We start from the raw sequence: 24743 nt of genomic DNA on the forward strand, positions 1-24743 counted from the left end.
GATGGAATTCACATCAGGACGAGTCGAAACTGGCGAATTTCGAGAACCGGAGCGGAATGTACATTTAGGTCCATGAGCACCGGAAGCGCAGAAAATCGACATTTGCAGACCGCCCTCACGTGAATCTAGAGCGGAATGGAGCGGTCGTCGGCAAAGGCTTGCAGCAGCGCCCGCATTGGCGTCCCTTGGACGGGGGCCATCAGATTGTCGTTGAAGAAGGCTTCCAGCTCCTGCAGCGGCAATTCGGTCAGCATCGCCTTGACCGGGCCGATCGAGGCCGGCGACATCGAGATCGAGCGGAAGCCGACGCCGATCAGCGCCATCGCCGAGATCGGCTTGCCCGCCAACTCGCCGCACAGCGTCACCGGCGTATGGTTGCGCGCGCCGGCGTCGGCGATCTGCTTCAGCACGCGCAGGAACGGCGCCGACAGCGTGTCGAAACGGTCGGCAAGCTGCGTGTTGCCGCGGTCCACCGCCATGACGAACTGGAAGAGGTCGTTGGAGCCGACCGAGACGAAGTCGACCGCCTTCATCAACTCGTCGAGCTGGAACAGCAGCGACGGCACCTCCAGCATCGCGCCGAGCTTGAGGCTCGTCGGCAAATGATGCGCAAAACGCGACAGGTGCCGGACTTCGCGGTCGATGATCTCGCGCGCCTGCGCGATTTCCGACAGTTCCGTCACCATTGGCAGCATCAGCTTCAGCTCACGCCCGCCACAAGCCTTGAGCAGCGCGCGGATCTGTGTCCTGAGGAGGCCGGGGCGGTCGAGAGTGAGGCGGATCGCCCGCCAGCCGAGTGCCGGGTTTTCCTCTTGCACCGCGCCCTTGAAATAGGGCAGCACCTTGTCGCCGCCGATGTCGATGGTACGGAAGGTGACCGGCTTGCCGCGAGCCGCCTCGAGTACATCGCGATAGAGCCGCTCCTGCGCCTCGGCGCGCGGAAAGGTCGAGGCCACCATGAACTGCAATTCGGTGCGGAACAGGCCGATGCCGGCCGCTCCCGATTCTGAAAGCTGCGGCAGGTCGACGGCAAGGCCGGCATTCATCAGGAGATCGACGGGGACGCCGTCCTTGGTCAGCGACGGCTTCTTGCGCAGTTCGCGATAGATTTCCTGCCGCCGAGCTCGGAAGCGGACCTTTTCGGCATAGGCGGCCTCGAGGTCGGACTGCGGCCGCAGGTGAATGGTGCCTTCCTCGCCGTCGACGATGATGGCATCGCCGTTTTCCGCCATGGAGACGGCGCCCTTGACCTGGCCTGCGACCGGAATGCCCATGGCGCGCGCGACGATGACGACATGGCTGGTGGCGGCGCCGTCCTCCAGCACCAGGCCGCGCAGCTTGTCCCTCGGATAGTCGAGCAGTTCGGCCGCACCCATCGAGCGGGCGACGATGATGGCATCCTTTGGCAGCGAGGCCGCGACATCCTCCGGACCGCGCCCCATCAGCTGGCGCAAGAGCCGGTTGGCGAGATCGTCGAAGTCGCTCATGCGCTCGCGCAGATAGGGGTCCGTCATGTGCAGCATGCGTGCGCGCATGTCGCTCTGCACCTTCTCGACGGCCGCTTCCGCAGTCAGGCCGTTGCGGATCGCCTCTTCCAGCCGGCGCACCCAGCCGCGGTCGTTGGCGAACATGCGATACGCCTCGAGCACCTCTCGATGCTCACCCTCGAAAGCGACGTCCCGGCGCTCGAGCATGTCGTCGATCGACAGCCTCAGCGAGCCGAGCGAGCGGTCGAGGCGACGCACCTCCTCCTCGCTGTCCTCGTTGAACAGATTGGTGACGACGATGCGCGGCTCGTGCAGCACGACATGGCCAAGCCCGACGCCTTCGTTGAAGGCAAGACCGGTGAAGCTTGCCGGACGGCGCAGGTCAAGTTCGAGCCCCGGCCGGGTGAGGCGGGCAAGATCGCCGGTGGCGACCATCTCGGCGATCACCATCGCCGTCGTTTCCAGCGCCTCGACCTCGTCGTCGCGATAGTGGCGCATGGTCTTGTTCTGCACCACCAGGACGCCCAGCGTGCGCCCTGCCCGCAGCACCGGCACGCCGAGGAAGGAATTGTAGATCTCTTCGCCCGTCTCCGGCAGGTAGGCGAAGGCCGGATGCTCCTGCGCGTTGGAGAGATTGAGCGGCCGCGCGCTGGCGGCGATGGTGCCGACCAGGCCTTGCCCGAGCCTCAACTGCGCCAAATGGACGGCGGTGGGGTTCAGACCTTCGGTGGCGTAGAGCTCCAGCACCGAATCGGCGCGCAGCACATAGAGCGAGCATACCTCGGCGACCATGTTGGAGGCGATGTCGCGCACGATACGGTCGAGCCGCTCCTGCGGCTCCAGCGGCTCCTGCATGAGCTCGCGGAGCCGTCTCAGCAGAACGCGCGGGCCACCGGCCATGTCACGCATCGCGGCTTCTTCTCCAATGGGCACGTTGCCCGCCGTAGCTTCCGCCACGGCGGGCGCTCACGCAATAACGGACTCAGTTCTTGCTATTGCTTATCGAGCCCGTAGACGGAATGCAAAGTACGAACTGCAAGTTCCGTATAGGGACCGTCGATCAGTATCGAGATTTTGATCTCGGAGGTGGTGATCGCCCGGATATTGATCGCTTTATCGGCCAGCGCCTTGAAGGCGGTGGCCGCGACGCCGGCATGGCTTCGCATGCCGATACCGATGACCGAGACCTTCGACATGCCGGCTTCCGACTGCACGACGTCGTAGCCAACATCGGCCTTCAGCCGCTCGAGCACTGCCAGCGCCTTGTCGATGTCGCCCGACGGTACCGTGAAGGTCATGTCGGTGAATTTGCCGTCCTCGGAGATGTTCTGGACGATCATATCGACATTGATGTTGGCCTCGGCCAGCGGGCCAAAGATGCCGGCGGCGACGCCTGGGCGGTCGCCGACGCGGCGCAGCGAGATCTGCGCTTCGTCCTTGGCATAGGCAATTCCGGTGACGACCTGCTGTTCCACGATCTCTTCCTCGTCGCAAATAAGCGTTCCGGGCGGATTGAGCAAATCCCCCATTCCGGGCGCGTCGGGATCGTCGAAGGACGACCGCACAAAGGTACGCACCCTGTGCACCATGGCAAGCTCCACCGACCGCACCTGCAGCACCTTGGCGCCGAGCGAGGCCATTTCGAGCATTTCCTCGAACGAAATCTTGGCCAACCGCCGGGCTTTCGGCTCGATGCGCGGATCAGTCGTGTAGACGCCGTCGACATCGGTGTAGATGTCGCAACGGTCGGCCTTGACCGCTGCCGCGATCGCCACGGCGCTGGTGTCGGAGCCGCCGCGGCCGAGGGTCGAGATGCGGTTGTCCGGGCCGATGCCCTGGAAACCGGCGATGACCGCCACCTGGCTCTCGCCGAAGCGCTTGATCAGGAACGCGCCGTCGATGTCGAGGATGCGCGCCGCGCCATGGGCGTTGTCGGTCTTGATCGGGATCTGCCAGCCCTGCCAGGAACGGGCATGGACACCCATGTTCTGCAGGGTTATCGCCAACAGGCCGGCCGTGACCTGCTCACCGGAGGCGACAACGGCGTCATATTCGCGCGCGTCGTGCATGGGCGAGGCCTCGCGCGTCCAGCCGACCAGCTCGTTGGTCTTGCCGGCCATGGCCGAAACCACCACGGCGACCTCATGGCCGGCATCGACCTCGCGTTTGACATGGCGCGCCACATTGCGGATGCGGGCGATGTCGGCGACCGAAGTTCCGCCGAATTTCATCACAATGCGCGCCATGGAAGCGAGATGCCTTTGACTAAAGCCGGCTTGGGGCCGGAAAACGGAAAATGCGCCCGGACCAGCCGAGCCGCGGAAATGCGCGGCCTCCTTAGCTAAAACAGCAAGGCTTCGCAAGCGAGGGCGCAGGAGAAGCGGCCTTGGCGCGATTTTGAAGTCTCCTGGCGGATTCCTGCCGCGCAATGCGATAAACTTGGAAAATCGGATGGAGGAATTCATGACCGAGACGCTGGAGATCGTGACCTTCCGCCTCAAGCCGGATGCTGCGGCTGGTTTTGTTGCCCAAAATGGCGTCGTCACCGACTGGCTGGCGCACCAGCCCGGTTTTCTCAGCCGCCATCTCGGCGAGCGCGACGACGGAAGCTGGGTCGACGTCGTGCGCTGGCAGAGCCTCGAGCAGGCCCAGGCGGCGGCACAGCGCATCATGGCCGAGATCGGCGATTGCGAGGCCATGCGGGCGATCGAGCCGGCCAGCGTCGCCATGAGTCATGCCGCGGTCGCGCTGTCGGCCTAGGCTCGACTGTCCCTCGTCCCGCTGCGGCTGGTTAGCGGCAACGGAAAAACCTGCCTTGACTTTCGCTGCCGGGGACCCGACTTCCTAGCGTTCCCCGACTTGCTGGCGTTCGAGGAGACCCGCCCCATGCCTGAGCCCCGCCGATCAACCATAGATGCCGGAGAAGTCGAACGCTTCTCCGCCCTTGCCGCCGAATGGTGGAACCCGAACGGCAAGTTCCGGCCGCTGCACAAGTTCAACCCTGTGCGGCTTGCCTATATCCGCGACCAGGTGGCGGCGCGCTTCGGCCGCGATCCGCGCGCGGCAAGGCCATTCGAGGGGCTGCGCTTCCTCGACATCGGCTGCGGCGGCGGGCTCTTATGCGAACCGATGGCGCGGCTTGGCGCGGAAGTGGTCGGTGCCGACGCCTCGGCCACCAACATCGAGGTCGCTAAGCTGCACGCGGCCGAAGCCGGCGTAAATGTCGACTATCGCGTCACCACGGCCGAGGCGCTGGCCGACGCCGGCGAGACATTCGACGTCATCCTCAACATGGAGGTGGTCGAGCATGTCGCCGATGTCGATCTCTTCGTCGCCAAATGCAGTGAGATGGTCCGGCCCGGCGGCATCATGTTCGTCGCCACCATCAACCGCACGCTGAAGGCGCTTGGTCTTGCCATCATCGGCGCCGAATATGTTCTGCGCTGGCTGCCGCGCGGCACGCATCAGTTCGGCAAGCTGGTGCGGCCGGAGGAGTTGGCAAAGGCGCTTGGCGCGGCGGGGCTGACCATCGTCGACCGGACCGGCGTGATCTATCATCCGTTGGCCGACCGCTGGCAGAAATCCAGGGACATGGACGTCAACTACATGGTGCTGGCCGAAAAAGCCTCGGTCTAAGCGGCCAACTGAAGCGTTTACGCCGCCTGGCTTTGCAGCTTCGGGCTTGGCTGGCTCTGCGCCTTGGTGGTGATGAGCACGCCGGCGGTGATGATGGCCGCGCCCAGCCAGGTCAGAAGCTGATAATGCTCGCCGAGGAAGATCGTGCCGGCAAAGAGCCCGACCGCCGCCGCCACATAGCCGATCTGGCTGAGATAGACCGGCCCGCCGACCGCCTGCAGCCGGAAGAAGCAGGCAAACATCGCCGAAGCCGACGCCACCTGTGCGGCGACCACCAGCGGCACGCCGCCGAGCGGAGCAAATGCCTGCCAGCCGAGCAGCGTCAGGATGCCGATGAGAAGCAAGGTTGCCGACGCCAGATGGCTGCCAACGGCGAGCTCGATCGGACCGGTGTCCTCGGGCCAGTCGATGGTGCGGTAGATGTTGCCGGCGGCGAGGCTGACGGGGATGAGAAGGCCGACCGCCACCCAGAAATATTCGGCCGGCTGGCCGGCCTCCCCACGCGTCAGCGCGACCATCACCGCGCCGATAAAACCAACGATAATGCCGATGATGCCGAGCAGGTTCGGTCGCCGCACCCCAAGCAGGATCGAGAACACCAGCGTGATGACCGGCGACAGCGTGAACATGATGCCCGTGTAACCCGCGCCGAGATGCGGGATGGCCGAGAACATCAGCAAGTTAGGAAGAGCGTAGGAGATGGCTGCGGTGATGAAGAAATAACGCAGCTTGTGCGCCGTGAGCCGGATGCGCTGACCTAGCAGCAGAAGCGTTGTGAGCAACACGCCGCCGGCGCCGAACGAGATCACGAAAGCCCAGACCATTGCCGGGGCGCCGGCCGCCGTTGCCAGCTTGCCGAAGGGGAGCGTCATGCCGAGCAATCCGCCGGTGACGATCAGAAGACCCAGTGCGGAGTCCCAGAGCAATTTCATCTGCGTGATCCTGTGGCTACGCGGCCAAGCTTGGCGGCCGCTGCAACTTGGGATAATATAGCGAAAGATTCTCAATATCAAGATACTTTACGGTGAGGCACATGGACCGTGCGGCAAGAGCGATGGAGCAATGGCGCAAGGAACGGCCGGATCTCGACGTCTCGCCGATGGGAGTGATCGGGCGGTTGAATGAAGCATCTTTGCTGATCGCCCGTGACCACCTCGCGCCAGTGTTTGCCCGTTTCGGCCTGCAACAGGGCGAATTCGACGTATTGGCCACGCTTCGCCGCTCCGGCGCGCCTCACGCGTTGACGCCGACCGAGCTCTACGAGGCGACGATGGTCACCTCCGGAGCCATGACCGCCCGGCTGGACCGGCTGGAAAAGGCGGGCCTGATCCAGCGCGCGCCGCATCCCGGCGATCGCCGCGGCGTTGTGGTGCAACTCACCTCGAAAGGCCTCGAACTCATCGACGAGGCACTTACCGCCCACGTCGCGAATGAGCATGAAATCCTCGCCGGTTTGGCGCCAGAGGACCGGAAAATGCTCGCGACACTGCTGAAAAAGCTGATCGGAACTCTTAGTTCCGGTCCTCCGGAAAGCTCGGGATCGGCATGAATTCGACGCCGTCCTCGGCGAGGCTTTTCGCCTCGTCCGGCGTAGCCTCGCCATAAATGCCGCGCGGATCGGTCTCGCCGAAATGGATCTTGCGCGCTTCCTCGGCGAACTTGTCGCCGACATAGTCGGCATTCTCCCGCACCTTGTCGGCGAGCGCCTTGAGCTGTGCCAGCGCCTGTTTCTGCGCGTCGCCCATGGCCAGCGCCATCTTCTCCTGCTTGCGTGAGGTGGAGACCGCCGGCGCCATCAGCGCCTTCTCGACCTTGTGCGAGCCGCAGATCGGGCAATCGATAAAGCCGCGTTTCTTCTGCGTGCCGAAGTCGTCATTGCTGCGGAACCAGGCTTCGAATTCGTGCTCGTGTTCACAGATGAGCGAAAAGCGGATCAAGAGGCTGCACCCCTGAGACGCGGCGCCTCGCCGGCATTGACGGTGAAATCCCGCGCGTTCTTGAGATTGGGAATCTTGCGACGCGCCGCAGCCGACTGCGCCGGGTCGATCTCGGCGACGATCACTGCGGGCTCATCATGCGAGGCCTCGGCGATGATGCGTCCCCACGGATCGACGATCAGCGAATGGCCGTAAGTCTCGCGGCCGTCCTCGTGCAGGCCGCCCTGCGCGGCCGCGATGAGATAGGCGCCGTTCTCGATCGCGCGTGCCCTGAGCAGCACGTGCCAGTGCGCCTCGCCGGTCTGGCGGGTGAAGGCCGCAGGCACCGAAAGCACCTGAGCCCCCGCCAGCGCTTCGGCACGGAATAGCTGCGGGAAGCGCAGGTCGTAGCAGACGGCGAAGCCCAGCTTCACGCCGTTGATCTCGGTGACGACGCCCTCTGTTCCCGGCTCGTAAGAGGCGGATTCGCGCCAGCTCTCGCCGTTGTCGAGGTCGACATCGAACATGTGGATCTTGTCGTAGTTGGTGATCATGGCGCCGTCGGGCGCGAACAGGAACGCCCGATTGGCGAGCTTGCCGTCGGCGCGCAGGATGGCCGTCGAGCCGACATGCAGGAAAATGCCGAGTTCCTGCGCAAGTTTCCGCGCCGTCGAAACGACGACATCCTTGTCTTCGCTGGTGAAAGCGGCGGCACCAGCCTGTTTGTCGCGGATGAGCGCGCCGGTCATTTCCGGCGTCTGCACGTAGGTGGCGCCCTGCTGTGCGGCCTCGCGGACCAGCTTTTCCATGTCGGCCGCGTTGCGCTCCGGGCTGGTGCCCGAACGCATCTGCACCGCCGCCGCCTTGAAAACGCTCATGATCAAACCCTCGCCCCGTTGGCAAGCAACACGTCCAGCCGGCCCTCGGACTCCAATTCATGGAGGTCGTCGCAGCCGCCGACATGCGTGTCGCCGATGAAAATCTGCGGAAAAGTGGTGCGCCCATGCGCCCGCGAAATCATTTCCTGGCGCAATTCCGGCGAGAACGACGCGTCATGCTCGGTATAGGCTACACCCTTGCGCTCGAGCAACCGCTTGGCTGCGGTGCAATAGCCGCACATCATCCGGGTATAGATCGTCACATCAACCATCGATCAGCAATCCTGCCTGCGCCCATCGCCCAGCGGTTATGCGAAAGCGACATGCACCAAAACAACAACTTAAGCCCTATATAGTTGCAGACTCATCGGCCCGGAAGTCCCCCGGCAGGACGCGGGCAAAGGTCAGCACGTCGACCGCTCCGGCGCCGCCTTTCTTCAGCGCCTTGGCCACCGACCGCACGGTGGCGCCGGTGGTGAAGACGTCGTCGATGACGAGCACCCTTCGGCCGGCGATCTCGATTTCCGCCTCGGGCGGGACGCGGAAGGCGGCGCGCACATTCTCCTCGCGTTCGTGCCGCTCCAGCCCGACCTGCTGGCGGGTGAGTTTTACGCGCCTCACCGCAGCCGGCGCGAAAGGCAGGCCGCTCAGCTTCGAAACCGCCCGTGCCAGCTCCGCCGACTGGTTGAACTGCCGCCGGAAGAAGCGTCGCCAATGCAGCGGCACCGGGACCACGACATCGGCTTCAGCGATCAGTTCGGCGCCGGCGCGCATCATCCAGCGCGCCATCCAGGGCGCGAGATCGGTGCGATCCTGGTATTTCAGCCCTTGCACCATCTGGCGCGCGACCCCTGAATAGACGACCGCCGCCCGCGCCCGCTCGAAAGGCGGCGGATCGGCAATCGCTTCGGCGGAAAGAAAACCGTCGCCCATGTCATGCGTAAACGGCGTGCCCATAACCGGACACCAAGGCTTCTCCAGCAGCCGAAGCTTCGGCCAGCAGGCGCCGCACAGCACGCCAGGCTGCGAGACGTGGCGGCGGCAGCCGGCACAGACCGGCGGAAACAACAGGCGCGCCGGCCAGCCCAGAGCCTGCCGCGCCATGTCCTTCATCGCAATGGTCTTGATCTTGCGCACCGGATCGGCCACGTGAAGCGAAACCCCGCGCCACCATAGCATCGGTCCGGCATGCGCCGACAACAGGAATAACCCATTGCAGCCTTTGATTGACACGGAGCTCTGGCTTGCGCACAAGCGCCGGGCGCTGATGCACCCGGTCGACGGAGCCGATTTCCTGATACGGCGGGCAGCAGAGGACCTTGCCGACCGGCTGGGCGCCGTCGAGCGCAAATTCGGCAAGGCGGCGGCGCTGTTTTGCCAGACATCGGCCGCGACCAGGGTGCTCGCCGGCAGCGGCAAGGTGGCCGACACAGTGCGCGTGGAAACAGACGGTGCCTTCCTTGCCGGAGAAGCCGGCATCGTCGCCCCGGCGGAGACCGTGCCGTTCGAGGCCGAGAGCCTCGATCTTGTCGTCTCGCTGCTATCGCTGCAGGCGATGAACGACATCCCCGGCGTGCTGGCGCAGATCCGCCGCGCGCTGAAGCCCGACGGACTGTTCCTCGGCGCTTTGGCCGGTGCCGGCACGCTTTCCGAGTTGCGCGAGAGCCTGCTTGCCGCCGAGACCGAGCTTTACGGTGGCGCGAGCCCTCGCGTCCTGCCGTTCACCGATGTGCGCGACGCCGGCGCGCTGCTGCAGCGTGCCGGCCTGGCGCTGCCGGTCGCCGACGTGGAGACGGTCACGGTGCGCTACGATTCGCTGTTCGGACTTGCCGCCGACCTGCGCGCCATGGGCGAGACCAGCCCGCTTTTGGACCGCAGCCGGCGTCCCGCCACCCGGCGGCTGTTCGCCCGCGCCGCCGAAATTTATGCTGATCGGTTTTCCGACCCGGACGGCCGCATCCGGGCAAGCTTTTCGATCGTGTGGATGTCCGGCTGGGCGCCCGACGCCTCACAGCAGAAACCGCTGAAGCCTGGCTCGGCCAAGGTCTCGCTGAAGACGATCCTCGAGAAGCCGACGGGGCACTGACCGATGCGCGCCGCGGTCTGACCGATGCGGTCAGTGCTGGGCAAAGGCGTTGGCAAGCCTGCTGTTGTTGTCGGAGAACAGCCACTGGATCGCGTCGGCGGCCTTGCCGACGCCGCCGACGATTACAAGCGACAGCACGGCAACGATCAGGCCATATTCGATGGCCGTGGCGCCCGATTCATCTTCTATGAATTGCTGCAGCAGGTTTTTCATGGTCATCGATCCCTCTTGGCGGGAACCATAGCGCCTACCCGTTAAGAAAGGTTAACGGCAAAAGCTTAACGGGCGGTGAAATAGCGGTTTCTTGCTGAATTTATTAACCAATTAGCACTCGCCGTAGCGGCTGCCATCGTTGCGGATTACGCAAACGGAACTTGGCAGCGGCTGCAGCACGCTTCGCCGCAGGGTGTAGGTATCGCGGCGACCGATCGAACCGGTGCTGCTTAGGTCGAGTCCGCCGGTCAAACTCTCGCGCGCGCCCTGCGGACGCAACTGGCTGTCCAGGAAAGGCGTCGCGATCAGAGCCAGCGCCACCGCGGCCGACCCGAAAAGCAGGGTGATCCGCAAGATACCCATGCCGGCATCGGCGGCGCGGAAAGCGCGGTCGGGCCGGATCGAGTCCCATTCTCTGTCGAGGCTCATGGATTGGCTCCAATCAAAATCGGCATGCCGCCGCGCGGACGATTCGCGTCAATTTTCCATGTCGAGATAAATCTTCCATTAACGCTGCCTAAAGCAGACGGAGCAAACGGCAGCTTGGAGCAATTCCGGCCGCAGGTCGCCAAATCAGCATTTTGGTGGAAACGCCGAAGCGGCTGTGACGATCACAAGAGATCGATGAGGAACTGGATCAGCGGCGCGTCCGCCGGCGGCATCGGGTAGTCGCGCATCTGGCGCGGCCTGACCCATTTCAGCCCCTGCCCTTCCCTCGGCTGCGCAATGCCGCGGAAGCGCCGGCAGATGTAGAGCGGCATCAGCAGGTGGAAATGGTCATAGCTGTGGCTGGCGAAGGTGAGCGGCGCCAGGCAGGGGATCTCGGTCTCGATACCGAGCTCCTCATGCAGCTCGCGCACCAGGCATTCCTCGGGCGTCTCGCCTGGCTCGACCTTGCCGCCCGGAAACTCCCAAAGGCCGGCCAGCTGCTTGCCCTCGGGACGCTGCGCCAGAAGCACGCGTCGGTCGGCGTCCACCAGCGCGCAGGCCGCGACAAGAAGCAGGCGCTTTCCAGCTGGCGTGATCTCGCTCATGCGTCCGGCCGCCGGCGATAATGGTAGCGATAGACTTCCTCGAAGCCGAGCGACCGGTAGAGCGACAGCGCCGCAACATTGCCGGCTTCTACCTGCAGCCATGCTTCGCGCGCGCCGCGCAGCCTGGCCCATTTCAGCGCCGACAGGATGAGGTTGCGGCCGTGGCCCTTTTTGCGCGCCGATTTTTCGGTGGCGACCTCGAACACGCCGGCGAGATCGCCGTCGTGGACGCAGATCAGCGTTGCCAGCGGCTCATTGCCGTCCTCGAGCGCAAACAGCCCCGCCTCAGGCTGGATTGCGCCGATGACTTCCGAGAGGCCGGCTCGCAGCGAGGCGTCCGAGCCGTTCGTCCTGATCGCCGCGCCGATGAAGCGGCTGATGTCTTTCAGCGGAATCTGGTCCATCGCGGCGTCGAGTTGCGCCTCCTTGAGCGGCAGACGCATCACCACCGATTCGTCGAACCGGCTCCAGCCTGCATCGTCGAGATGCGTCGACAGCACCTGCCCCGAAAGCGGCGACATACGAAAGGTCAGCGGCCGGCCGTAAGCCTCGAAGCGACGGCTGGCGCGCACGATGCGTTCGGCAATGGCATGCGTGTCGCCGGGATCGAGCGGATTGACCGAATTCAGGCGCTTCGCCGGATGGCCCGCCGTCAGCCGCACCAACCATGTCCCGTCATAGTGAACGGCCGCCGCCGGCCAGGCGCGAAAGCCCGCCGCCTCGTAGCGGCGCACGATCGCGAGCACGCTTGCCGGATGCGTCGACACCGGTGCCATCAGCTCCGGTAGTCGCCATTGATGGCGACATATTCCTTGGTGAGGTCGCAGGTCCACACCGTCGCCTTGCCGCGGCCGATGCCGAGGTCGGCGCGGATGCGGATGTCGTCGCGCTTCATATAGGCCGAGGTCGCTTCTTCCGAGTAAGCCGGATCGCGCTCGCCCTCATGCGCCAGCCGGTTGTCGCCGAACCAGATCGACAGCCGGTCGCGGTCGGCCGGCTCGCCGGCCTTGCCGACGGCCATGACGACGCGGCCCCAATTGGCGTCCTCGCCGGCGACCGCCGTCTTGACCAGCGGCGAGTTGGCGATCGAAAGCGCGACGCGCTTGGCCGAACGCGCGGATTTGGCGCCGGTGACGGTGACCTCGACCTGCTTGCGCGCGCCTTCGCCGTCGCGCACCACCTGCAGCGCCAGCGACTTCAGCACCTTGCCGAGTGCGCGGCGGAAGGCGCCGAGCCGCGCATCTTTCGGGTCGCTGATCTTGGGCGCGCCACGCGAACCAGCCTTGCCGGTGGCGAAGAAGAGCAGCGTGTCGCTAGTCGAGGTGTCGCTGTCGACGGTGACCGCGTTGAAGGTCTTTGCCGTGCCGCGCGACAACAGATCCTGCAGCACCGGGGCTGCGATCGGCGCGTCGGTGGCGATAAAGGAGAGCATCGTGGCCATATCGGGCGCGATCATGCCGGCGCCCTTGGCGATGCCGTTGATGGTGACGTCGGCGTCGCCGAGCTTCACCGTCTGGGACGCCACCTTCGGATAGGTGTCCGTGGTCATGATGGCCTTCGCCGCCTCGGTCCACAGGTCCGGCTTGCCGTCCTTCACCAGGCCGGCGAGCAGATGGCTGAATTTGTTGGTGTCGAGCGGCTCGCCGATGACGCCGGTCGAGGCCAGGAACACTTCGCTCTCGGAGCATCCGGCGGCCTTCGCCGCCGCCTCGCCGGTCAAAGCCGTCGAAGCGCGGCCCTTCTTGCCGGTGAAGGCGTTGGCATTGCCGGAATTCACCACCAGCACACGCGCCTTGCCGGCGGACAGGTTCTGGCGGCAGTAATCGACCGGCGCCGAGGGGCATTTCGACTTGGTGAAGACACCGGCGACCGCCGTTCCGGGATCGAAGACCATGGCAAGCAGATCGGTGCGATTGCGATATTTGATCCCGGCCTCGGCGGTAGCGATGCGCACGCCCTCGATGACCGGCATCTTGGGATATTTCTTCGGTGCGAGCGGCGAAATCGTTGCGGACATGTGACCCCGGAGCGGCAGAACGCAAATAGGAGGCCGGTTTGCCCGATAGCGCGCGCTGGCGCAAGAGCGTTCTGGCCGCGCTTGATGGGCTCTCTCGGGGTGCGCGGCATAGCGCGCGCCTGAAATGCGAAAGGGCGCCCGAAGGCGCCCTTAGCAGCATCTTTCAGGCTGGCCGGCTTACTTGCCGCTCTCCAGCGTGTCGACCGCCGACTTCAGCTTCGCGTCCGGGATCTCGATCTTGGCGGCGCCGCGCAATTCCTTGACCATGGCGAAATACTTGTCGCGGATGACGGCCTGCTTGGCCTGGTCCTTTACGTCGTCGAAGGCCGGCGGCTGCTTGGCGCGCTTGTCCTCGACCTTGATGACATGCCAGCCGAACTGCGACTGCACCGGCTCCTTGCTGTACTTGCCGACATCGAGCGCAAACGCGGCCTTGTCGAACTCCGGCACCATCTGTCCGGGACCGAACCAGCCGAGGTCGCCGCCATTCGACTTGCCGCTCGGGTCGCTGGTGTGCTCGTTGGCGAGCTTCTGGAAATCGGCGCCGCCGTCGAGCTGCTTGATGATCGCCTCGGCTTCTTCCTTCGTCTTCACGAGGATGTGACGGGCGTGGATCTCATTGACCGGCGGCGTGTTGGCGATTTCCTGGTCGTAGCGGGCGCGGACATCTGCATCCGTCACCTTGTCGACGACTTCCTTCTCGACGACCTCGCCGTGCAGGGCGCGCTGCTGCAGGAAGGCCATCCGACGCAGGAAATCGGCATCCTTGTCGAGGCCGCTGTCGACCGCTTTCTTGGCCATGACGCGGATTTCAATGGCCGCCGAAAGAGCAGCGGCGCGGCGCTGTTCCGGCGGCAGCTGCGCGAACTGCTGCGACAGCTCGCCTTCGGCCAGCGCGAGGTCGGCCTCGGTCAGCTTCTCCCCGTTGATGGTGGCGACCACGGCGTTGGGATCCACGGGAGCGGCTGCGGGAGCCGCTGCGCCCGGCTGGGCGGGCTTGGTTTCCTGCGCCATCAGCGGCGACAGCGAAAGAGCCGAGAGCCCGAAGGCCAAGCCAAGGCTGGCGAGCGACGCGCGGCGGAACGACAGGGACATCAAGATAACTCCAATGGGGATTGCCGATAAGGATCGCTTGAACGGGAAGGTTCCAGATCAGTCCGATTGTGGCGGAATTTGGCGCTGCCCATAGGGCTAACGCGGCGTTGACATCAGTTGAGCCCCCTCTTATCTGTCCAACGACTTGGCGTCCAGAACCGTTTTCCGGGCGCTTTTTGCGTTTGTCCGCATTCACGCGGATTTGATGGGCCCGCCAGGCGCCTGTCGCAAACGGCTAAAATTGCTATCGAAAGGACCATTGGATGGTCAGTCTCGGCGCTCTCGCGCGTAAGGTTTTCGGCTCTTCCAACGACCGCCGAGTCAAGGCGACCAGGCCCCGGGTCGAGGCCATCAATGGGTTGGAAAACGAGATGCGGGCGCTCTCCGATGCCGAGCTTGCCGGCCGCACCGAGAAATTCCGCCAGGACTTCGCCAATGGCGCCTCGCTCGACGACCTGCTGATACCGGCCTTCGCAACAGTGCGAGAGGCGGCCCGCCGCGTTCTCGGCATGCGTCCCTTCGATGTCCAATTGATCGGCGGCATGGTGCTGCACAATGGCGGCATCGCCGAGATGCGCACCGGTGAGGGCAAGACGCTGGTCGCCACCTTGCCGGTCTATCTCAACGCCCTCGCCGGCAAGGGCGTGCATGTCGTCACGGTCAACGACTATCTTGCCAAGCGCGACGCCGAATGGATGGGCCGCGTCTACAAGTTCCTCGGCCTCACCGTCGGCATCATCGTTCATGGCCTCTCCGACGACGAGCGCCGCGAGGCCTACGCCGCCGACGTTACCTACGCCACCAACAACGAGCTCGGCTTCGACTATCTGCGCGACAACATGAAGTATGAGCGCTCGCAGATGGTCCAGCGCGGCCATGCCTACGCCATCGTCGACGAGGTCGACTCGATCCTGGTCGACGAGGCGCGCACGCCGCTGATCATTTCCGGTCCGCTCGAGGACCGCTCGGAAATGTACAACACCATCGACGCCTTCATGCTGAAGCTCGGCCCGGCCGACTACGAGGTCGATGAAAAACAGAAAACCACGATCTTCACCGAGGACGGCACCGAGAAGCTGGAAAACATGCTGCGCGATGCCGGCCTGTTGAAGGGCGAGTCGCTCTACGACGTCGAGAACGTCGCGATCGTCCACCACGTCAACAATGCGCTGAAGGCGCACCTGCTGTTCCAGAAGGACAGGGACTACATCGTGCGCAACGGCGAGATCGTCATCATCGACGAGTTCACCGGCCGCATGATGCCCGGCCGCCGCTATTCGGAAGGCCTGCACCAGGCCCTCGAGGCCAAGGAGCATGTGCAGATTCAGCCGGAGAACCAGACGCTGGCCTCCGTCACCTTCCAGAACTATTTCCGCCTTTACAAGAAGCTCGCCGGCATGACCGGCACGGCGCTGACCGAGGCGGAGGAATTCGCCAACATCTACAATCTCGAAGTCACCGAGATCCCGACCAACCTGCCGGTCGCCCGCAGGGACGAGGACGACGAGGTCTACCGGACGGTGGAAGAGAAGTACAAGGCCATCGTCAAGGAGATCCGCGACGCCCGAGAGCGCGGTCAGCCGATCCTGGTCGGCACCACCTCGATCGAGAAATCCGAGCAGCTGGCCGAGCGCCTGCGCAAGGAAGGCGTCAAGAATTTCGAGGTGCTCAACGCCCGCCACCACGAGCGCGAGGCGGCTATCGTCGCCCAGGCCGGCAAGCCCGGCGCCATCACCATCGCCACGAACATGGCTGGACGCGGTACCGACATCCAGCTCGGCGGCAATGCCGACATGCGCATCGCCGAAGAACTGGCGGATATGCCCGCCGGCCCGGAGCGCGAAGCGCGCGAACAGCAGATCCGCGGCGACGTCGCGCAGCTGAAGGAAAAGGCGCTGGCCGCCGGCGGACTCTACGTCTTGGCCACCGAGCGCCATGAATCGCGCCGCATCGACAACCAGCTGCGCGGACGTTCCGGCCGCCAGGGTGATCCTGGCCGTTCGAAATTCTTCCTGTCGCTGCAGGACGATCTGATGCGCATCTTCGGCTCCGAGCGCATGGACGGCATGCTGCAGAAGCTCGGCCTCAAGGAAGACGAGGCCATCATCCACCCGTGGATCAACAAGGCGCTGGAGAAGGCGCAGAAGAAGGTCGAGGCGCGCAACTTCGACATCCGCAAGAATCTGCTGAAATACGATGACGTCTCCAACGACCAGCGCAAGGTGGTTTTCGAGCAGCGCATCGAGTTGATGGATGGCGAAGGCCTGTCGGAGACGGTCGCCGAAATGCGCGAGGGCGTCATCGAGGAAATCGTCGCCAAGAACATCCCGGAAAACGCCTATGCCGAGCAGTGGAACGTCGCCGGCCTGAAGGAGGAAGTGGCGCAGTACCTCAATCTCGACCTGCCGATTGACGACTGGGTCAAGGAGGAGGGCATCGCCGAGGACGACATCCGCGAGCGCATCTCGGCCGCCGCCGAGGCAGCCGCCAAGGAACGCGCCCAGCGCTTCGGCGCCGACGTCATGAGCTATGTCGAGCGTTCGGTCGTGCTGCAGACGCTCGACCATCTGTGGCGCGAGCACATCGTCAACCTCGACCATCTGCGTTCGGTCGTGGGCTTCCGCGGCTATGCCCAGCGCGATCCGCTGCAGGAATACAAGGGCGAGGCCTTCGAGCTGTTCCAGGGCATGCTCGGCAATCTGCGCCAGGCCGTGACCGCGCAGCTGATGCGCGTCGAGCTGGTCCGCCAGGCGGCTGAAGCGCCGCCGCCGTCGGCGCCGGATATGTTCGGCAGCCATATCGACGGCACCACCGGCGAGGACGACTTCCAGGGCGGCGAGACGGCGTTGTTGGTCCGCCAGGAATCCCATGCCATGGTGGCACCCGAAAATCGCGATCCGAAGAATCCCGCGACTTGGGGCAAGGTCGGCCGCAACGAGGCCTGCCCGTGCGGCTCCGGCAAGAAATACAAGCACTGCCACGGCGCCTTCGCCTGATCCCCTTCACTTCTTCTTCCCGGATATGACGGGGAGAAGGAAGCCCTCCACCCAACCGTTTCTTAATGTGTTTCGCATACACCGAAACCTTGGAAACAGGCGGAAAACGGAGAGTATTCGGGGTGCGCTTTTCCGCGGCGACGACTGCCGGGCGGTTCTTGCCGCAGCGCTGGGCGCTGCGCATGGGGCCGCTGCTTGGCCGCATCGACGCCGTGCTGTTCAGCGCCGACGAACGCGGCGAAGCCGGCCGCATGTCGCTGATCGCATTCACCATCCGCATCGTCAGCGCGGTCATCGCCTTCGTCAGCCAGGTGCTGATGGCACGCTGGATGGGCTCCTTCGAATACGGCATCTTCGTGCTGGTCTGGGTAACGATGGTCATCGTCGGCAATCTCGCCTGCCTCGGCTTCCACACCTCGGTCATCCGTTTCATTCCCGAATATCGCGAGCGCGGCATGCTCGCCGAGCTGCGCGGCATCGTGCTGGCGAGCCGGCTGTTCGTGCTTGTCGCCTCGACGGTGATCGCGGGGCTGGGTGCGCTCGGCGTGTGGCTCGCCTCGCCCTGGATCGAGAACTACTACGTCATTCCCTTCATCCTCGGCGTCATCTGCCTGCCGATGATCGCGATGGGCGACCTCCTGCAGGGACTGGCGCGGGCGAACTCATGGGCGCTGTTCGCGCTGTCGCCGACCTATCTGGTGCGGCCGGTGCTGATCCTGGTGTTCATGGCGCTTATGCTCGCCATGCACTACGTGCCGGATGCCAAGACCGCGATCTTCGCCTCGATCGCCGCCACCTATGCCACGACGCTCGGCCAGCTGATGGGCGTCACCTCGCGCATGGACAAGCAGATCCCGGCCGGGCCGATGACCGTGCATTTCGGCCGGTGGTTCCTGGTCTCGCTGCCGATCTTCCTGGTCGAGAGTTTTTTCTTCCTGCTCACCAATGCCGACGTGCTGATGGTCGGCGCCTATCTCGAGCCCAATGACGTCGCCGTCTATTTCGCCACCGTGAAAACGCTGGCTCTGGTGCATTTCGTCTATTTCGCCGTCAAGGCGGGCGTTGCCCAGCGCTATGCGCAATTCACCCATGGCGAGCCGGAAAGGCTCGCCGCCTTCGCCCGCGAGACCGTCTCCTGGACCTTCTGGCCCTCGCTTGCGATGGCGCTGCTGGTGCTGGCGCTCGGCGAGCCGATGCTGGTGCTGTTCGGCCCCGAATTCACCGCCGGCTATCCGCTGCTTTTCCTGCTGGTCTTTGGCGTCGTCGCGCGCGGCGCCGTCGGCCCCTGCGAAAGCCTGCTCACCATGAGCGGCAACCAGAACATCTGCGCCGCCGTCTATGCCATGACGCTCGCCCTAAACATCGCTCTCAATGTCGTCCTGATCCCGCACTTCGGCCTCTGGGGCGCGGCGATCGCCACCAGCCTCGCCATGGTCTTCGAGGCCGGCGCGCTGTCCTTCACCGTCTGGCGCAAGCTCGGCATCGTCATGGCGATTTTCGTGCCCGCAAACAAGGAAGTCGCCTGATGGCCGCCATTCCGCTGCTTGAAGAGACCAGCGGCGGGCCCGCCGGCGCCATGGTGTCGGGCCTTGCCGGCCTCGTGAGGGAGGCCGATCCCGCCCATATCGAGCTGTTCGCCAACAACCGGCCGGAGCGCAAGCTCGCGATCTATCCCGCCTCGGCCGGCTTCGACCTAGTCGAGGAGCTCGACTATCTTAGCGCCCGCACGATCGAGCCCAACGTCTTCTTCAACCCGCGCTTCCTGGCGCCGGCCATGCCGAGGCTCGAGGACCGCGAAGTGCGGCTGGCGGTGATCCGCGACGGCGACGAGTTCCGCAACCGGCTGCGCCTCCTTGTGCCGTTCTCGGTCGAGCGCCCCGCAATTCCGCTCGGCGTCCCGGTCATGCGCACATGGTCGAGCCCGTTCGGCCCGCTCGGCACGCCGCTGGTCGATCGTGACGATCCGGTCGGCGTCATCGAGGATTTCTTCTCGATGCTGTCCAGGCCGCATCTCAAATTGCCGAAGGTCTTTGTGCTCCCCGACATCAAGCTGGACGGCCCGGTGGCGAGCCTGCTCACCTCCTTTGCCGACAGCCGCGGCCTGACCCTGGTCGTCACCGGCAAGGTCGAGCGCCCCGTGCTGGAAAGCGAAGCCGACGGCGACGACTACCTCAAGGCCTCGTTGCGCGCGCATCACTACCGTGAATTCCGCCGGCTGAAGCGGCGTCTCGCCGGCCTCGGCAAGCTGGACCATGTGGTGGCGCGCGGACCGGAAGAGATCCGCCACGCCATCGAAAGCTTCCTGACACTGGAGGCGGCCGGCTGGAAGGGCCGCGAGCGCACGGCCATGGCGATCGACCGCTACCGCGCCGCCTTCGCCCGCGAGGCGGTGCACAGGCTCGCCGAGCACGACATGTGCCGCATCCACACACTGACGCTCGACGGCCGCACGATCGCTTCTCTCGTCGTCTTCGTCGAAGCGGGCGTCGCCTACACCTGGAAGACGGCTTATGACGAGACGCTCTCGGCCTATTCGCCGGGCACGCTGCTGATGATCGAGGTGACCAAGCAGCATCTCGATGATCCCAATGTCGCCACGACCGATTCCTGCGCGGTGCCCGACCATCCGGTGATGAGTCGCCTTTGGACGGAGCGCAAGCCGATGGGCACGCTGGTGGTCGGCCTGACGCCCGACGCCGACCGGCCGGCCCGCCAGGCGGCCTCGCAGCTCCATCTCTACCGCGAGACCCGCAACATGGCGCGGCTCCTGCGCAATCGCATGCGGAGCCTCTTGAAAAGGCGCTAGCTGAAAGGCCGCACACCGGCTATGGCATCCGGCGGCCGGATCCGGCCTGCCTCTTCACAAAGCAATCCAGATGTTCGAAACCTTCCTGCGCTTCGCCCGCCTCTGTGCGCCGCTTGTCCTGCTCGCCATGCTCCCGGCGCGAGCCTTCGCCGAGTCCTGCCCCGAGGATTGCTCCGAGCCTGCGCCCGTCGACATCTACAGCCACACCACCGCCGGCCATATGGCTCCAGCCGCGGCAGCTGCGTTGCCGCGCGTCTATGTGCCCAACCGTTCCTCGAACAGCGTTTCCGTCATCGACCCGGCGACGCTGAAGGAGGTCGACAGGTTTGCGGTCGGCAGCAAGCCGCAGCACGTCGTTCCTTCCTGGGACCTGAAGACGCTTTGGGTGGCCAATAACGGCACCGGCAAGAACGGCAGCCTGACGCCGATCGACCCGACGACCGGAAAGCCCGGCAAGCAGGTGCCGGTCGACGACCCTTACAACATGTATTTCATGCCGGACGGCAGCGCCGCCATCATCGTCGACGAGGCCCTGAGGCGGCTCGATCTGCGCGATCGGCGGACCATGGCGCTGCAAGCCGTCATCCCGACGCCGGCCTGCCCCGGCATCAAACCATGCCGATTTCGCGGCCGACAATTCCTATGCGATCTTCACCTGCGAATATGGCGACGGCGGACTGGCCAAGATCGACCTGAAGAACCGCAAGGTGCTCGGCCATCTCGACCTGTCGAAGATGGGCATGCCGCAGGACATAAGGCTCTCGCCCGACGGCAAGGTCTTCTACGTCGCCGACATGATGAATGACGGCGTCTTCCTGATCGATGGCGACAGCTTCAAGGAGATCGGCTTCATTCCGACGGGCATTGGCGCGCACGGCTTCGTCGTTAGCCGCGACGGCAAGCGGCTCTATGTCTCGAACCGCGGCTCGCACAAAATGGAACAGGGCCGCGCCGACGGGCCGGGCAGCGTGACGGTGATCGACTTCGCGACCCGCTCGGTCGTCGCCCAATGGCCGATCCCCGGCGGCGGCAGCCCCGACATGGGCAATGTCAGCGCCGACGGCAAGCAGCTCTGGCTCTCCGGCCGCTTCGACAGCGAGGTCTATATGATCGACACGACGTCGGGCGCTGTCACGAAGATCCGCGTCGGCGTCGAGCCGCACGGCCTGACGGTGTGGCCGCAGCCGGGGCGATACTCGCAGGGGCATACGGGGAATATGCGGTAGGGTGTCGGTGACCTGCACATGCTGACGACCTCAATCTCAATGGAGCCTTGTCACCATGTCCGCCGACCTTCCGCGACGGCTCGCTGCCGATGAACTTGGAACTCGTCAGACCGTATTTCGATCATTTTCGAAATAGGAGTTGACCGGCGGCGGCGGAGGGTGCAGTCTATTTCCATGAAACTCGAACAAGCCGCAAAACAGCTCGAAGCCATCGGCAACCCGACACGGCTCAAGCTCTATCGCACACTGGTCAGAGCCGGCGAAGCTGGCCGGCCGGTGGGGTACTTGCAGGACACCCTTGGTATCGCGGCCTCGACGCTGTCCCATCACCTGCATCGCCTCATTCTGACCGGCCTCGTGACGCAGGAGCGTCAGGCGACGACCCTCATCTGCCGGGCCAACTATCCTATCATGCGCGACTTGATCGGCTTCCTGGCTGACGAGTGCTGTGCTGACGCAGCTTGCGGCGCGACGGAGAGCGACGCGGCGGCATAGCCTCTTTTTTTGCATCGTATTTCGATGATCCCGGAAGGATGGAAAAAATGTCGATGAACGACCCTGACGCCCTCCCTGTCGCCGTCATCGGAGCCGGCCCGGTCGGCTTGGCGGCTGCCGTCCAGCTCATCCAAAGGGGGCTCCAGGTGAAGGTCTATGAGGCCGGCGTTGGCATCGGCACAAATCTCAAGGACTGGGGCCATGTCCGGGTGTTCACGCCTTGGCGCTACTGTGTTGATCAGGCGTCCCGAAAGCGTCTTGAGGAGAGCGGCTGGACGATGCCCAAGCCCGAGGCGTTCCCCACCGCTGATGAACTGATTGCCCGCTACCTCGAGCCGCTAGCAAGGCTCCCTGAACTCTCCTCGTCCATCGAAACCAGTGCACGCGTGATTGCTGTTTCGCGCTGGGGCGCAGACAAGGTCTTGAGCAAAGATCGAAAGGCGCGACCGTTCATGCTGGTGGTCGAAACCAGGGAAGGCATCAGGCGCGACAGTGCACGAGCCGTCATTGACGCCTCAGGCACGTGGCAGACGCCAAATCCACTTGGGGCCGGTGGTGTCCCGGCGGAGGGCGAAGCGGAGTTCGCAGACAAGATTGCCTATGGCATTCCCGACATTCTCGGCCGCGACCGCACCCTTTATGCCGGCCGCGCCACGCTTGTTGTCGGTTCGGGTCATTCGGCCGCCAATGCCCTGCTCGATCTCGATAGGCTGGCTGCGGTTGAGCCGGGAACCACTTTTGTCTGGGCGACACGCGGGACCGATCTGGTTCGCATTTACAGCGGCGGAGACTTGGATCAACTGCCGGCCCGTGGCGAGCTTGGTTCTGACGTTCGCGAACTTGCGGAGAGCGGGCGCACAAAGCTCGTCACTGGGTTCGCAACGCTGGCCATCCGCCGCTCAAACGGCCGCCTGGCAGTCGAAGGTCAAACGAAGGATGGCCTACAAACTCTCGGGCCTTTCGACTGCATCATCGCGGCGACCGGCCAGCGGCCCGATCTGTCCCTTACGCGCGAGCTTAGGCTTGATCTTGACCCATGGCTTGAGGGCGTAAAGGCGCTGGGGCCTCTGATCGACCCCAACGAGCACTCCTGCGGCGATGTTCCCCCGCACGGTTATCGCGAACTGAGCCACCCCGAGCCCGACTTCTACACTGTCGGCGTTAAGAGCTACGGCCGCGCCCCGACCTTCTTGCTGCTGACCGGGTATGAACAGGTGCGATCGGTCGCGGCAGCCCTCGCTGGCGACATGGCGGCTGCGGATGCGGTGCAACTGGTGCTACCCGAAACCGGCGTCTGCACGGTTCCCCAGTCGACCATACGCGCGACCGCTGGCGGATGCTGTGGTGGTCCCGCTTCTTCAGAGGCTGCCGCCTGTTGTGTCGCCGATGCTGAAGCGAAGGCCGCTGGCAAGGGTGGCTGCGGGTGCGGGGTGGCAGCCTAATCGCACCACGCCCGATGGAACGCAGTCGCCGAACGATCATCACCGTCCTCGGCCTGACCCAAATCATGGCCTGGGGGTCCACCTATTACCTGCCGGCGGTGATTGCACCAAAGGTCGCCGCCGACATCGGCTGGCCGCTGCCTTGGGTCGTGGGTGGATTGTCGCTTGGCCTGCTCGTCGCCGGACTGATCTCACCTCGCGTCGGCTCGTCCATTGAGCGCCACGGCGGCCGGAACGTTCTTGCGTTCAGCGCCGGCTGCATCGGCATCGGCCAGATCGGGCTCGCTGCCTCGCCGAACCTTGCCGCCTACATCGCAGCGTGGCTCGTTGTTGGGCTTGGAATGGGGGCGGGCTTGTACGATGCCGCTTTCGCGACCCTCGGCCGGCTCTACGGGCATAGCGCGCGCTCGGCCATCACAACCCTTTCGCTGTTCGGCGGCTTCGCCAGCACGTTCTGTTGGCCGATCTCGGCCTTCCTGATGGGCGAGACGGGCTGGCGCGGCACATGCCTCGTCTATGCTTCGGTCCAGTTGTTCTTCGCCCTGCCTCTGTATCTCGGAATGTTGCCGCGTGGGATACCGCTGCCGAGCGTCACAGATCGGCCGGGAAAGGAGCAGGTTGGCACCCCAGTTCAGCCGGCCTCAGTTCCGATCATGGTCGTCCTGGCCACGCTGACCTTGGCGGCGGTCATTTCGTCGACTGTGTCGGTTCATCTCCTCACCATCTTGCAGGCCAGCGGCATGGCGCTCGCCGCTGCCGTTGGGCTCGGGGCACTGGTCGGCCCCGCTCAGGTGTCGGCGCGTGCCGTCGAGATGATCATCGCCCGCTACCATCATCCCATCTGGACCAAGTTCGCGTCGGTGAGCTTCGTCGCCATCGGCATTGGTGCGCTCTGGGCCGGGGTTCCGGTGGTGCCTGTGGCGCTGGCGTTCTACGGTGCAGGCATCGGCCTCGAAACGATAGCGCGAGGCACGCTGCCGCTCGCTCTGTTCGGTCCGTCGGGATACGCGAGACTGATGGGGCGACTTGCCATGCCCAGCTTGATCGCTCAAGCAGCAGCGCCGTCTGTCGGAGCGCTATTGTTGGAGCATGTGGGCGCTCACGGCACTCTAGCAGCTCTCGCTGGCTTGGCGCTGCTGAACGTCGGACTGGCGTGTAGCCTTGGCTGGCTGATCTTCCGTCGTCGAACCTTAGAGGTACAGGCGCAGTGATGCTTTGTAACCGGCCGGTAGCCCTGTGAAGTGGTTGGCCAGCCCATGAACCTCCGTCACTTCGGCAACTGCCTGGTTGATGTCAAAGAGACCAATTGGTGCCCCTAGCCGGGATCGAACCAGCACTCCTTGCGGAACTCGATTTTGAGTCGAGCGCGTCTACCAATTCCGCCATAGGGGCTCAGGCCGGGCGGCCTGGATGGGC

General features: G+C 64.6%; 25 protein-coding genes and 1 tRNA gene. 12 read left to right on the forward strand and 14 right to left on the reverse strand.

Translation table 11 applies throughout. From position 1 onward, the window contains the following. Positions 1–125: 125 nt before the first annotated feature. Together ptsP and A9K66_RS01475 are read right to left on the reverse strand one after the other, a co-directional pair. Positions 126–2396: a phosphoenolpyruvate--protein phosphotransferase gene (ptsP, locus tag A9K66_RS01470; RefSeq protein WP_066990090.1), complete on the reverse strand. Its 2271-nt coding sequence runs from the start codon at positions 2394–2396 to the stop codon at positions 126–128. Positions 2397–2479: 83 nt separating this feature from the next. Beyond that, complete coding sequence (locus A9K66_RS01475) at positions 2480–3733, reverse strand: aspartate kinase (protein ID WP_066990093.1); 1254 nt, start codon at positions 3731–3733, stop codon at positions 2480–2482. A gap of 217 nt (positions 3734–3950) precedes the next feature. Here A9K66_RS01475 and A9K66_RS01480 point away from each other — a divergent pair, with 217 nt between their 5' ends. Together A9K66_RS01480 and ubiG are read left to right on the forward strand one after the other, a co-directional pair. After that, complete coding sequence (locus tag A9K66_RS01480) at positions 3951–4247, forward strand: antibiotic biosynthesis monooxygenase (protein WP_164757328.1); 297 nt, start codon at positions 3951–3953, stop codon at positions 4245–4247. Positions 4248–4373: 126 nt separating this feature from the next. Then, positions 4374–5123 (forward strand): bifunctional 2-polyprenyl-6-hydroxyphenol methylase/3-demethylubiquinol 3-O-methyltransferase UbiG, encoded by a 750-nt coding sequence (gene ubiG / locus A9K66_RS01485; protein ID WP_067319640.1) that lies wholly within the window; start codon positions 4374–4376, stop codon positions 5121–5123. A gap of 17 nt (positions 5124–5140) precedes the next feature. Here ubiG and A9K66_RS01490 read toward each other — a convergent pair whose 3' ends face one another. Continuing rightward, a complete protein-coding gene (locus A9K66_RS01490) occupies positions 5141–6055 on the reverse strand; it encodes a DMT family transporter (protein WP_067319059.1) in 915 nt (304 codons plus the stop codon). A gap of 101 nt (positions 6056–6156) precedes the next feature. On the opposite strand from A9K66_RS01490, the gene A9K66_RS01495 reads away from it, so the two are divergent. Continuing rightward, on the forward strand, positions 6157–6672 hold the full coding sequence (locus A9K66_RS01495) for a MarR family transcriptional regulator (protein ID WP_067319062.1): 516 nt from the start codon (positions 6157–6159) through the stop codon (positions 6670–6672). On the opposite strand, the gene A9K66_RS01500 is transcribed toward A9K66_RS01495, so the two are convergent. From A9K66_RS01500 to A9K66_RS01515, 4 genes are all read right to left on the reverse strand, one after another. Further along, the gene (locus tag A9K66_RS01500) at positions 6635–7060 is read right to left on the reverse strand and encodes a DUF1178 family protein (protein WP_067319064.1); all 426 of its coding nucleotides are present in this window, start codon (positions 7058–7060) and stop codon (positions 6635–6637) included. The genes A9K66_RS01495 and A9K66_RS01500 overlap by 38 nt on opposite strands. After that, positions 7057–7917, reverse strand: coding sequence for a carbon-nitrogen hydrolase family protein (locus tag A9K66_RS01505; protein WP_067319066.1), 861 nt, complete (start codon positions 7915–7917; stop codon positions 7057–7059). Before A9K66_RS01505 ends, A9K66_RS01500 begins: the two co-directional genes overlap by 4 nt. A 2-nt stretch (positions 7918–7919) precedes the next feature. Then, positions 7920–8189: a glutaredoxin 3 gene (gene grxC / locus A9K66_RS01510; protein ID WP_066990112.1), complete on the reverse strand. Its 270-nt coding sequence runs from the start codon at positions 8187–8189 to the stop codon at positions 7920–7922. Between the two features lie 76 nt (positions 8190–8265). Next, positions 8266–9066: a ComF family protein gene (locus A9K66_RS01515; RefSeq protein WP_067319068.1), complete on the reverse strand. Its 801-nt coding sequence runs from the start codon at positions 9064–9066 to the stop codon at positions 8266–8268. A 64-nt stretch (positions 9067–9130) separates the two neighbouring features. Here A9K66_RS01515 and A9K66_RS01520 point away from each other — a divergent pair, with 64 nt between their 5' ends. Continuing rightward, on the forward strand, positions 9131–10003 hold the full coding sequence (locus A9K66_RS01520; protein ID WP_067319070.1) for a methyltransferase domain-containing protein: 873 nt from the start codon (positions 9131–9133) through the stop codon (positions 10001–10003). Positions 10004–10033: 30 nt separating this feature from the next. On the opposite strand, the gene A9K66_RS01525 is transcribed toward A9K66_RS01520, so the two are convergent. The 6 genes from A9K66_RS01525 to A9K66_RS01550 all read right to left on the reverse strand — a co-directional run bounded on the left by A9K66_RS01525 (position 10034) and on the right by A9K66_RS01550 (position 14362). Beyond that, positions 10034–10222 carry a Flp family type IVb pilin gene (locus A9K66_RS01525; RefSeq protein ID WP_082953632.1) on the reverse strand — a complete coding sequence of 63 codons (189 nt, stop codon included), beginning with the start codon at positions 10220–10222 and terminating at the stop codon, positions 10034–10036. A 105-nt stretch (positions 10223–10327) separates the two neighbouring features. After that, positions 10328–10645, reverse strand: a complete 318-nt coding sequence (locus A9K66_RS01530) for a hypothetical protein (RefSeq protein ID WP_067319072.1) — start codon at positions 10643–10645, stop codon at positions 10328–10330. A 182-nt stretch (positions 10646–10827) separates the two neighbouring features. Continuing rightward, on the reverse strand, positions 10828–11250 hold the full coding sequence (locus A9K66_RS01535) for a (deoxy)nucleoside triphosphate pyrophosphohydrolase (RefSeq protein WP_066990121.1): 423 nt from the start codon (positions 11248–11250) through the stop codon (positions 10828–10830). Further along, positions 11247–12026 (reverse strand): GNAT family N-acetyltransferase, encoded by a 780-nt coding sequence (locus tag A9K66_RS01540; RefSeq protein WP_197507428.1) that lies wholly within the window; start codon positions 12024–12026, stop codon positions 11247–11249. The genes A9K66_RS01535 and A9K66_RS01540 overlap by 4 nt, the downstream gene beginning before the upstream one ends. Continuing rightward, positions 12026–13267, reverse strand: coding sequence for a bifunctional glutamate N-acetyltransferase/amino-acid acetyltransferase ArgJ (gene argJ, locus A9K66_RS01545; protein ID WP_067319074.1), 1242 nt, complete (start codon positions 13265–13267; stop codon positions 12026–12028). The genes A9K66_RS01540 and argJ overlap by 1 nt, the downstream gene beginning before the upstream one ends. 177 nt (positions 13268–13444) lie before the next feature. Then, positions 13445–14362: a peptidylprolyl isomerase gene (locus A9K66_RS01550; protein WP_066990127.1), complete on the reverse strand. Its 918-nt coding sequence runs from the start codon at positions 14360–14362 to the stop codon at positions 13445–13447. Between the two features lie 263 nt (positions 14363–14625). On the opposite strand from A9K66_RS01550, the gene secA reads away from it, so the two are divergent. The 8 genes from secA to A9K66_RS01585 all read left to right on the forward strand — a co-directional run bounded on the left by secA (position 14626) and on the right by A9K66_RS01585 (position 24538). Further along, positions 14626–17358: a preprotein translocase subunit SecA gene (gene secA / locus A9K66_RS01555; protein ID WP_067319076.1), complete on the forward strand. Its 2733-nt coding sequence runs from the start codon at positions 14626–14628 to the stop codon at positions 17356–17358. Positions 17359–17480: 122 nt separating this feature from the next. After that, on the forward strand, positions 17481–18884 hold the full coding sequence (locus tag A9K66_RS01560) for a lipopolysaccharide biosynthesis protein (protein ID WP_067319078.1): 1404 nt from the start codon (positions 17481–17483) through the stop codon (positions 18882–18884). Beyond that, positions 18884–20164 (forward strand): GNAT family N-acetyltransferase, encoded by a 1281-nt coding sequence (locus A9K66_RS01565; RefSeq protein ID WP_067319080.1) that lies wholly within the window; start codon positions 18884–18886, stop codon positions 20162–20164. The genes A9K66_RS01560 and A9K66_RS01565 overlap by 1 nt, the downstream gene beginning before the upstream one ends. A 70-nt stretch (positions 20165–20234) precedes the next feature. Next, positions 20235–20969: a YncE family protein gene (locus A9K66_RS30965; protein WP_245307351.1), complete on the forward strand. Its 735-nt coding sequence runs from the start codon at positions 20235–20237 to the stop codon at positions 20967–20969. Continuing rightward, the gene (locus tag A9K66_RS30970; RefSeq protein WP_245307352.1) at positions 20905–21390 is read left to right on the forward strand and encodes a YncE family protein; all 486 of its coding nucleotides are present in this window, start codon (positions 20905–20907) and stop codon (positions 21388–21390) included. The genes A9K66_RS30965 and A9K66_RS30970 overlap by 65 nt, the downstream gene beginning before the upstream one ends. A gap of 174 nt (positions 21391–21564) precedes the next feature. Beyond that, positions 21565–21885, forward strand: coding sequence for a metalloregulator ArsR/SmtB family transcription factor (locus A9K66_RS01575; protein WP_066990141.1), 321 nt, complete (start codon positions 21565–21567; stop codon positions 21883–21885). 53 nt (positions 21886–21938) lie between these two features. Next, positions 21939–23327 carry an FAD-dependent oxidoreductase gene (locus A9K66_RS01580; protein ID WP_067319644.1) on the forward strand — a complete coding sequence of 463 codons (1389 nt, stop codon included), beginning with the start codon at positions 21939–21941 and terminating at the stop codon, positions 23325–23327. A 14-nt stretch (positions 23328–23341) separates the two neighbouring features. Next, positions 23342–24538: an MFS transporter gene (locus tag A9K66_RS01585; RefSeq protein ID WP_082953633.1), complete on the forward strand. Its 1197-nt coding sequence runs from the start codon at positions 23342–23344 to the stop codon at positions 24536–24538. Positions 24539–24634: 96 nt separating this feature from the next. Here the strand turns inward: A9K66_RS01585 and A9K66_RS01590 are convergent. Beyond that, positions 24635–24719, reverse strand: a tRNA-Leu gene (locus tag A9K66_RS01590). Positions 24720–24743: the final 24 nt, after the last annotated feature.

This window comes from Mesorhizobium sp. AA23, assembly GCF_001672435.1.
GTDB lineage: Bacteria > Pseudomonadota > Alphaproteobacteria > Rhizobiales > Rhizobiaceae > Mesorhizobium.